Raw genomic sequence first — 8,437 nt, 5'->3', positions numbered from 1 at the left:
CGCCCCGCGCCCCGCGCCCCGCGCCCCGCGCCCCGCGCCCCGCGCCCCGCGCCCCGCGCCCCGCGCCCCGCGCCCCGCGCCCCGCGCCCCGCGCCAAGATCCTCACAACATCACCGATGTTGCTGCATCCGCCACGCCGGAAGCAGCAACATCGGGGTTGTTGCGCGGATCTTGGGTGGCAAGATCGCGCTCGATCCTGGATGTAGTGGGATCCCGCGATGTCGAGACCACTACATCCAGGATGTAGCGCGATCTTGCTCGGCCCAGCGTGTGTGGATCCGCCCCATGATCCCCGCCCGGCCGGTCCAGATCCCCGTGAGAGAGTGACCCGCACGGCCCAGCGCTCGAACCGGCGCAGCCCAGCGCGCAAGGCCCAGCGCGGCCCAGCGCGCAACGCCCAGCGCGACCCGGCACGGCCAGCGCGCAAGGCCCAGCGCGGCCCAGCGCGGCCCAGCGCGCAAGGCCCAGCGCGACCCGGCACGGCCAGCGCGCAAGGCCCAGCGCGGCCCAGCGCGGCCCGGCGTAGACGGGTCAGCGCACCACTCGGCCGCGCAGGATCGTGCGGGACGGGGCACGGACGACCCGTAGGTCGCGGCGGGGGTCCTCGGGGTAGACCGTCAGGTCGGCGAGACCGCCTTCGATCAGCCCGGGAAAGCCGAGCCACTCCCGGGCGCCCCAGGAGGCGGCGGCGAGGACGTCCTCGGCCGGCATGCCGGCCCGCTCGTGCAGCAGCAGCATTTCTTCGGCGGCCAGCCCGTGGTCGATGCCACCGCCGGCGTCGGTGCCCACGTAGATCGGCACGCCCGCCTCGTGGGCGGCCCGCACCACCTCGGGGAAGCGGTCGCGCAGCGCGAGCATGTGTTCGGCGTACCCGGGGAACTTGGCTTGCGCCTGCTCGGCGATTCCGCCGAAGGTCGCGATGTTGATCATCGTTGGGACCAGGGCGGTCCCCTGCCGGGCCATCTCGTCGATCAGGTCGAGGCTCAGGCCGGTGCCGTGCTCGACCGAGTCCACACCGGCGCGCACCATGATCTCGACGGCGGACTCGGAGAAGGTGTGCACCGCGGCGCGTACCCCGGCGTCGTGCGCGGCCCGCACGGCGGCGGTCAGGGTGTCGGCGTCCCAGGCCGGCGCGAGGTCGCCCACGCCCCGATCGATCCAGTCGCCGACCAGCTTGACCCAGCCGTTGCCGGCCTTCGCCTGGGCGGCCACCGTCGCGGCCACCTCGGCGGCGTCGACCTCGACGCCGATGTCCCGCAGGTAGCGCTTCGGCGGGGCGACGTGCCGGCCCGCGCGGGCCAGTCGCGGCAGGTCGGGTTCGTCGTCCAACTCGGGGTACGGGTACGGCGAGCCGGCGTCCCGGATCGCCAGCACCCCGGCGTCCCGGTCGACGTGGGCCAGCTCGCGGGCCTGGTCGAGCGAGGTGATCGGGGCCCCACCTCGGGCGATGCCGATGTGGCAGTGCGCGTCGACCAGCCCCGGCAGCACGAACCCGCCGTCGACCACGGTCTCCGCGTCGGGTACCGGGGTGAAGGTCACCCGGTCGCCGACCAGCCAGAGGTCCCGGACCTCGTCGTCGGGGAGCAGCACGCCGCGCACATGAAGGGCCATGCGCACAGTCCTACCCGATCACTCCTCGTCGGGGGCGAGCAGGTCGTTCTTCCGGCTGGTCAGCGCCGGCAGGTCGACGGAGACCTTCCACGGCCGCTCGGTGACGAACAGATCCTCGGTGTGCGCGACCTGCTCGTACTCCCGGTTCGCGCCGAGCGCGTACTCGGTCAGCGTGACGCGCTCCTGCGACGGGTCCACCACCCAGTAGGACCGGATTCCGGCGTGCGCGTAGACCTTCGCCTTGTCGTACATGTCGCGGAAGACAAAGGGCGACGGGACGACCTCCACGGCGAGCAGAACATCCTCGACCGGCACGGGCGACCGGCCGGCGTGCTTGCGGCGGATGACCACCACGTCGGGGCGCGGCTCGTTGCGCCGGTCGACCCGCATCGACAGGTCGATGCTGACCAGGTATTCCGGTGGGCAGTTGACTTCGACGGCCAGCAGCAGTCGAACGCAGAGATCTTGGTGCACGGCAGTCGGGGCCGCGGTCATGACATCTCCTCACCGGGGGGAGAGATGACCCTAAGCGCCGGATCAGTGGCCTAACGTCACCGACACGCGTCAGCGCGGGCCCTTGTCGCCGCCCTTGCCGAGCTTGTTGAAGTCGATCTTCGGAAGCTTGAAGCCCGGCGGAAGGCCCTGGCCAGCCGCCAGGTCGTTCGGGTCCATCCCCGGCGGGAGCTGCGGCATGCCACCGGGGAAGCCGGCCGGCATCCCGGCACCGGTACGCGGACGACCGCCGCCCTTGGTGCCCTTGCGCTTGTTCTTCGGGCTCTTGGTGGCCTTGCGCCGACCGCCGCCGGGCAGGCCCATCATGCCGCCCATCTGCTTCATCATCTTCTGCGCGTCGGCGAAGCGGTTGAGCAGCTGGTTGACGTCCATGACGGTGACACCGGAGCCGTTGGCGATACGCGCCCGGCGCGAGCCGTTGATGATCTTCGGGTTGTTGCGCTCACCCGGGGTCATCGACCTGATGATCGCGGTGACCCGGTCGAAGTGGCTGTCGTCCAGCTCGGCGAGCTGGTCCTTCATCTGCCCCATGCCCGGCATCATGGCCAGCACGTTGGCGATCGGGCCCATCCGCCGTACCGCGATGAGCTGGTCGAGGAAGTCGTCAAGCGTGAACTGCTCGCCGCCCATCAGCTTGGCGGTCATCTTCTCCTTCTGATCGGAGTCGAAGGCCTGCTCGGCCTGCTCGATCAGAGTGAGGACGTCGCCCATGCCGAGGATCCGGCTGGCCATCCGGTCGGGGTGGAAGACGTCGAAGTCCTCCAACTTTTCACCGGTGGACGCGAAGAGGATCGGCTGCCCGGTGACCTCGCGAACCGACAGCGCGGCACCACCACGGGCGTCGCCGTCGAGCTTCGAGAGCACCACACCGGTGATGCCGACGCCGTCGCGGAACGCCTCGGCGGTGCGGACGGCGTCCTGACCGACCATCGCGTCGATGACGAAGATGACCTCGTCCGGCGAGACGGCGTCGCGGATGTCGGCGGCCTGCTGCATCATCTCGGCGTCGATACCGAGTCGACCGGCGGTGTCGACGATGACGATGTCGCGGGCGGCGCGCTTGGCGTGCTCGATCGACGCGCGGGCCACCTGCACCGGGTCGCCGGTGCCGTTGCCGGGCTCCGGGGCGTACACCTCGACCCCGGCCCGACCACCGAGCACCTGGAGCTGCCCGACGGCGTTGGGGCGCTGGAGGTCGGCGGCGACCAGCAGCGGCTGGTGCCCCTGGCTCTTGAGCCAGCGGGCCAGCTTGCCGGCGAGGGTGGTCTTACCGGAACCCTGGAGGCCGGCCAGCATGATCACGGTCGGCGGCTGCTTGGCGAACTGGAGTCGCCGCCCCTCGCCGCCGAGCACCTTGATCAGCTCTTCGTTGACGATCTTGATGATCTGCTGGGCCGGGTTGAGCGCCTGGGAGACCTCGGTGCTGCGGGCACGCTCCTTGACGGCCGCGATGAAGCCCTTGACCACCGGCAGCGCGACGTCCGCCTCCAGCAGCGCGAGGCGGATCTCGCGCGCGGTGGCGTCGATGTCGGCGTCGGTGAGCCGTCCCTTGCCGCGGAGCTTGGTGAAGATCCCGGACAGGCGGTCACTCAAGGTGTCAAACACGCGAACATCCCGTTTGTCAGTGTTCCGGCGGGCACAACGCGGCCGGCACTGCGGAGTCCGGCCACCGCTAGGGTAGCCGCCCGGCCGCACGGCCGCTGGCGGCCCGGCCTCACCCCGAGACCAAGCCCGATTGGTACGCGAAGACGACGAGCTGGGCCCGGTCCCGGGCTGCCAGCTTGCCCATCGCCCGGCTGACGTGTGTACGGGCGGTCGCCGGGCTGACCACCAACCGGGCGGCGATCTCTTCGTTGTTCAGTCCCTCTCCGACCAGGCCCACCACCTGGCGTTCCCGGTCGGTGAGCGTGTCCAGTCGGGGGTGCGGACGGGGTGCCCGCGACGGCCGGGTGGCGAACTCCCGCACCACCCGGCGGGTCACCGACGGCGACAGCAGCGCCTCCCCCTCGGCGACCAGCCGGATCGCGCGCAGCAGCTCCGGCGGCCGGGTGTCCTTGGTGAGGAACCCGCTCGCGCCGTGGCGCAGCGCGTCGAAGACGTACTCGTCCAGCTCGAAGGTCGTGAGCACCACCACCCGCGTACCGGTCAGGTCGGGATCGGCGACGATCCGCCGGGTCGCCTCGATCCCGTCGATGCCCGGCATCCGGATGTCCATCAGGACGACGTCCGGCCGCTCCCGCCGGGCCAGTTCGACCGCCCGTAACCCGTCGGCGGCCTCACCGGCGAGCGCCAGGTCGTCCTCGCTCTCCACCAGCGCGCGCAGCCCGAGGCGGACCAGGTCCTGGTCGTCGGCGATCAGCACCCGGATCACGGGGACGGCTCCACCGGCAGCCGGGCCCACACGCGGAACCCGCCGTCCGAGCGGGGTCCGACGCTCAGCCGCCCGCCCAACGCCGTCACCCGCTCCCGCATGCCGGCCAGCCCGTGCCCGCCGGACCGGCCGTCGGCCGGTTCGAGGTCGCCGGCCGCATCGAGCCGGCCTGGGACGCCGACGCCCCGATCGGTGACCTCGACCGTCACCTCGTCGGCCCGGTAGGCCACGGTCACCTCGGCACGCGCCACCCCGGCGTGCCGCAGCACGTTCGTCAACGCCTCCTGCACCACCCGGTACGCCGCCAGGTCGACCGCCGCCGGCAACTCCCGCAGGCCACCGGCCAGGCGCAGGTCGACGGCGAGACCGGCGCCCGCCAGGCGGTCGCGCAGTGCGGGGAGCCGCGCCAGACCGGGTACGGGCTCACGCTCCGCGCCCCGCCGCACCGCACCCAACGTGACCCGCAGCTCGTCCAGCGCCTCCCGGCTGGTGCGGCTGATGGCGGTCAGTGCGATCTCCGCCTGCTCCGGCCGCTTCGGCAGCAGGTGCAGGGCGATGTCCGCCTGCATGCTGATCGCGGCCAACCCGTGCCCCACCACGTCGTGTACCTCCTGGGCGATGCGCAGCCGCTCCTCGTCGGCCTGCCGCCGACCCTGCTCGGCACGCTCACGGGCCTCCTCGGCTCGGGTACGGGCGGCCGCCTCCCGGCTGACCCGCACCACCACACCCACCGCGAACGGTACGACCACCCAGGCCGACGCGGGGAGCACTCCGGTCCAGCCCGGCGCGGGGCCGCGCGAGGTGAAGACATGCGCCAGCAGCACCACGAACGCGCCGCCGCTGGCGAGCGCCGCCGGACGCACCGGCATTCCCACCGCCACGGTGTACACCGCGAGCAGGAACGCGAGCAGAATCGGCCCGTACGGGTAGCCGAGCACCAGGTACGTCGAGGTGGCAAGCGTGACCACGACGAGAGTCGCCACCGGAGCTCGCCGTCGGAGCAGCAGGGCGAGCGCGGCGAGTACGATCAGCGTCCGGCAGAGGGCGTCGACCGGCATCGAGCCCGGCTGGTTGTCCCCGGCCAGCCCGGTCGCGAGTTGACCGAACACGAGCAGCACGAGGGCGAGCACGGCGTCCGACACCGCGTGCCGCCCACGCCACCCGTTCCCCCGCATGGCCGTCATTCTGCCCGCGCAGACGCCTCCTGACGTGCGTCCACGAGCGGCACCGCCGCTACGTCCGGGGACGTAGCCGCGACCTCCCGCGGCACACGCCCTCCCGGCCCGCCCTCACGCACATCGCCGCCGCGGAATCCGTCGGCCGTCGAACTGCCTCGGGAGGCGGGGCGTCCGAGGGGCCGACGGGGCGGAGTCCGGGGACGCCCACCGCAACAAGCGTGCTGCCGCTGAGTCATCTTGATGCCACTGAGGCATCAGGCACAAAGTAGTCCCGCCCGTGCGGGCCGCGAGCGCCCCGAAATTCCGCAGGGCCCACGTCGTCGTGGGCCCTGCGACGACGCGGGCCCTCGATCACACGAGCCCCCGAGCGCGCGAGCACAGGGCGGCCGAGAGGACCAGGACGGCCGGGGGCGTTCACGACGCCCGAGAGAGCCACGACAGCCGAGAGAGCCCACGACGGGCTGGCGCGGTCAGACGGCGGCGAGAACCGCAGCTTCCAGGCGGGCCCGGGTGGCGTCGTCCGGCCAGCCGCCCACGAGGTAGAAGGCGTCGACGACGTCCGCGCCGAGGGTCGAGATCCGTGCGGCCCGGACCAGGGCGCCCGCCTCGTCGAGCGCGCCGGCCACCCGGTAGAGCAGCCCGGCGGCGTCGGCCGCGCGAAGTTCGAGCAGGACGGCGTCGGTGGCCGCCTCGCGGTGCCAGACGACCCGGGGTGCGGCGCCGCTGCCCCGGGCGGCGAGCGCACGACCCCGCAGCCGTTGGGTGACGGACACATCGCCGGCGACCGCGCGGCGCAGGTCGGCACGGAGCGGGACCGGGTCGGCCGGTAGGCCGTAGCGGGGTTGCACCCGGCACTCGACGAGCGCTCGGCCGTCGACCACGGAGGCGTCGGCGGAGAGCACCTCCAGTCGGTGCAGGGCGAGGCAGCCGGCCACCGTGGCGAGCAGTCCCCGCCGGTCGGCGGCGGCCACCGCCACCCGGTCTCCGGTGAGGTGGACGACCGGCAGCGGCCCGGCCAGCAGCGCCGGGTCCGGGGCCGGGGGCTCGGGCAGCACGCCGGTGTCCAGGGCGGTACGGACGCGGGCGACCAGTTCGGCGACGAGTCGGCCCTTCCAGTCCGACCAGGCGGCCGGGCCGGTGGCGGCGGCGTCGGCGCGGACGAGGGCGTGCAGCAGGTCGAGCGTGCCGGTGTCGCCCACCGCCCCGGCGACCGACGCGATGGTCACCGGATCGGCGAGGTCCCGCCGGGTGGCCACGTCCGGCAGGAGCAGGTGCAGCCGGACGAGCGTGCCGATCAGCGCCACCTCCGGGGCGGGCAGCCCGACGCGGGTCGCCACCGTCTCGGCGAGCGGTACCCCGACGGTGCTGTGGTCGCCGGGCAGGCCCTTGCCGATGTCGTGCAGCAGGGCGCCGAGCAGCAGCAGGTCGGGACGGTCCACCTCGCGGGCGTGCCGGCTGGCCTCGTAGGCGGCCTGCACGAGGTGCCGGTCGAGGGTGTAGCGGTGCACCGGGTTGTGCTGGGGCAGGCTACGCAGCCGGGTCCACTCGGGCAGCCAGCCGTCGACCAGCCCGTACCTGTCGCAGGTTTCCCAGGCCGGCACCAGACCGGGACCGGCGCCCAGCAGCGTGGTGAGCGCGGCCCGGGCCTCGGCCGGCCAGGGCGCGGGCAGCGGAGGGCAGTACGCGGCCAGCCACTCGCAGGTGGCCCGCGCGATCGGCAGCCGGGTGGTGGCCGCCGCGGCGGCCACGCGCAGGGACAGGCTCGGGTCGGGGCGTGCGCCGATCGCCGTCCGGGCCAGCACCAACTCCCCGTCGTGCTCGACCACGTCCCGGGCCACAGGCCGACGTACCGGGCTGCCGTTCCCACCTCGGGAGCGGCCCGAGCGCAGCCGGTCGGCGGCGCGGAAGGCGTCGTCGAGGGCGTGGCTGACCGTGCGGGCGTCCCCGGCCACCCGCCGCAGGAGGGCGTCGCCGTCCTCCAGCCCGAGCAGCGCGGCGACGCCGTCGCGTTCCTGGGCGACCAGTCGGTCGACCCGGCGGCCGACCTGCTGGTGCAGGGCGTCGCGCGTGTCCAGCAGCCGCAGGTGGGCGGCGCGGACGGCGGGACGCAGCGCGTCGGTGATCCCGGCGGCGGAGATCGCGCGCAGCAACCCCACGTCGCGCAGCCCGCCGGCGGCCTCCTTGAGGTCGCCTTCGAGGAGGAAGGCCAGCTCGCCGTGCGCCTGCCAGCGGGCGACAGTGATCTCACGCAGACCCGGGAGCTGCCGCACGGCGGTCCGCCGCCAGTGGTCGGCGGCGGTGCGGCTCAGGGCGTCGGCCAGGGACTGGTCGCCGGCCACCAGGCGGGCGTCGAGCAGCCCGAGGGCGACCTTGACGTCGTCCTGGGCCACCGACAGGGCCTCGGAGACGGTCCGCACGGAGTGGTCGAGGCGCAGCCCGGCGTCCCAGATCGGGTACCAGACAGAGGCGGCCAACTCGTCCGTGCCGGGCACTCCGGCGTGCAACAGCACCAGGTCGAGGTCGCCGTAGGGGGCGCACTGCCGCCGCCCCAGGCCCCCGACGGCCATCAGCGCGACACCGTCGCGCGCGGGCAGCAACCCACGCAGGAACTCGTCGTACGCGGCCGCCCGCCCCACCCGGGCGGCCTCCCCGATCCCCCCGGGTACGCCGACGACCTCGTTGATCAAGATGTTCGCGTCACCGTCGCCGGCGTTTCCTGACGCGTTCTTCTTGATCAACGAGGTCATGTCAGTCGTGGTCCGGA

The 8,437-nt window shown here is 73.6% G+C and carries 6 protein-coding genes; all 6 read right to left on the bottom strand.

Annotated features, from left to right (window positions below; genetic code table 11):
- Positions 1 to 531 precede the first annotated feature (531 nt).
- Positions 532 to 1,611: an amidohydrolase family protein gene (locus ACIA3K_RS15985; RefSeq protein ID WP_396801739.1), complete on the bottom strand. Its 1,080-nt coding sequence runs from the start codon at positions 1,609 to 1,611 to the stop codon at positions 532 to 534.
- Positions 1,612 to 1,629: 18 nt separating this feature from the next.
- Positions 1,630 to 2,106, bottom strand: a complete 477-nt coding sequence (locus ACIA3K_RS15980; RefSeq protein WP_396801737.1) for a Uma2 family endonuclease — start codon at positions 2,104 to 2,106, stop codon at positions 1,630 to 1,632.
- A gap of 69 nt (positions 2,107 to 2,175) precedes the next feature.
- The gene (gene ffh / locus ACIA3K_RS15975; protein WP_396801735.1) at positions 2,176 to 3,729 is read right to left on the bottom strand and encodes a signal recognition particle protein; all 1,554 of its coding nucleotides are present in this window, start codon (positions 3,727 to 3,729) and stop codon (positions 2,176 to 2,178) included.
- A 109-nt stretch (positions 3,730 to 3,838) separates the two neighbouring features.
- Positions 3,839 to 4,495: a response regulator gene (locus tag ACIA3K_RS15970; protein ID WP_396801733.1), complete on the bottom strand. Its 657-nt coding sequence runs from the start codon at positions 4,493 to 4,495 to the stop codon at positions 3,839 to 3,841.
- Positions 4,492 to 5,670 carry a sensor histidine kinase gene (locus ACIA3K_RS15965; protein ID WP_396801732.1) on the bottom strand — a complete coding sequence of 393 codons (1,179 nt, stop codon included), beginning with the start codon at positions 5,668 to 5,670 and terminating at the stop codon, positions 4,492 to 4,494. Before ACIA3K_RS15965 ends, ACIA3K_RS15970 begins: the two co-directional genes overlap by 4 nt.
- 473 nt (positions 5,671 to 6,143) lie before the next feature.
- Complete coding sequence (locus ACIA3K_RS15960) at positions 6,144 to 8,420, bottom strand: [protein-PII] uridylyltransferase (protein WP_396801731.1); 2,277 nt, start codon at positions 8,418 to 8,420, stop codon at positions 6,144 to 6,146.
- Positions 8,421 to 8,437: the final 17 nt, after the last annotated feature.

Source organism: Micromonospora sp. NPDC051543, from assembly GCF_044454415.1.
Taxonomy (GTDB): Bacteria; Actinomycetota; Actinomycetes; order Mycobacteriales; family Micromonosporaceae; genus Micromonospora.
Note: the sequence above shows the minus strand (reverse complement) of the source record. Positions and strands in the feature narration are given on the sequence as shown.